The sequence below is a fragment of the Neobacillus sp. NRS-1170 genome, from assembly GCF_050468025.1.
Map to the genome: position 1 here is coordinate 1 of NZ_JBITPF010000101.1, position 1,309 is coordinate 1,309.

At 38.3% G+C, this 1,309-nt stretch carries 2 protein-coding genes; both read left to right on the forward strand.

Annotated features, from left to right (window positions below; translation table 11 throughout):
• Positions 1 to 85 precede the first annotated feature (85 nt).
• Positions 86 to 424 carry a transposase gene (locus ACIFOT_RS31255; RefSeq protein WP_430072611.1) on the forward strand — a complete coding sequence of 113 codons (339 nt, stop codon included), beginning with the start codon at positions 86 to 88 and terminating at the stop codon, positions 422 to 424.
• A 20-nt stretch (positions 425 to 444) separates the two neighbouring features.
• Positions 445 to 1,272 (forward strand): IS3 family transposase, encoded by an 828-nt coding sequence (locus ACIFOT_RS31260; protein ID WP_430072614.1) that lies wholly within the window; start codon positions 445 to 447, stop codon positions 1,270 to 1,272.
• Positions 1,273 to 1,309 lie beyond the last annotated feature (37 nt).

The following is a 1,309-nucleotide window of genomic DNA, read 5'->3' on the forward strand; positions in this document are numbered from 1 at the left end:
TGATATTATCCCCTTTAAGTAGACAGTGTAAAAAAGCCCGCAAATTTGGCGGGAATGATACACTACTACTTGGAGGGGATTTTTAATGGCTAAAAAGGGGACAAAATTTCAATCCTATACAGAGGAATTCAGGCGTTTAGCAGTTGAAAGATATTTAAATGGTGATGGTAGCTATCTGACTCTCTCTAAGGAGTTAGGATTGCCTAGCCCTACCCAATTAAAAACCTGGGTAAAAAAGTATGAGGAAGGCAATCAGCTTATCGATCAAAGGGGAAAACTTTCTTCTGATAACCCCCTTATAGGACGACCAAAAACAAAGTTCGAAAATATAGAACAAGAACGGGATTATTATAAGGCTCAGGTTGACTACCTAAAAAAGCAGTATCCAAATCTTCACGGGGAGGTGAAATCAAAAAAGCACTAAGGTTTGAGATTATTCATGAGCTGAAAGGGACATACCCCGTCATATGGTTAACAGAAATTGCTGAGGTACAGAGGTCGGGCTATTACAAATGGGTTAAGACAATTGAAGTCCGCGAAAAGAAAAAGGAACTCGATCAGGATTTAATGGACCAGATGCTTTCCATTCATCTCAAACATAAGGAGTTTGGCTACCCTAGAATGGTGACCGCCCTTAAGGAAGAAGGGTTCGAGGTCAACCATAAAAAGGTTTACCGGTTAATGAAGGTAATGGATATTCAGTCGAAGATTAGAAGAAAGTGGAGATATTTTGGCAAAAAAGGTTCCAAAGTATTCCCTAACCTAGTCAACAGGGAATTCAAAGAGAGAAAGGAAAATGAAGTCCTAGTCACTGACATCACTTACATCCCCTTTCAGAATCGCTTTTATTACCTATCGGTAATTCAGGATATTTACAATAACGAAATTGTTTCGTGGAAATTATCGGATAGGAATAATATGAAATTAGTTTTGGATACTGTGGAGGACCTAAATAAAAAAAGAAACGTGCACGGAACCATCCTTCATTCGGATCAAGGATTCCAGTACACGTCTAAAAAATACAACAAACGATTAAACAAATATGGCATAAAGGGCAGCCACTCTCGCAAAGGAAACTGCCTTGATAATGCCTGTGTTGAATCATTCTTTTCCCACTTCAAAACAGAAATGTTGTATCAAACAGATTGTAAAACAGAGGAAGAGTTAATACAAGCAATAGATACATATATGTATCACTACAATTATAAAAGATTCCAAAAACGACTAAACCATCGTGCTCCAGTTGAATATCGGATCACGATGGCTGCATAGTCTTTTTAGAGCTGTCTACTTGACGGGGTTAAGTCCA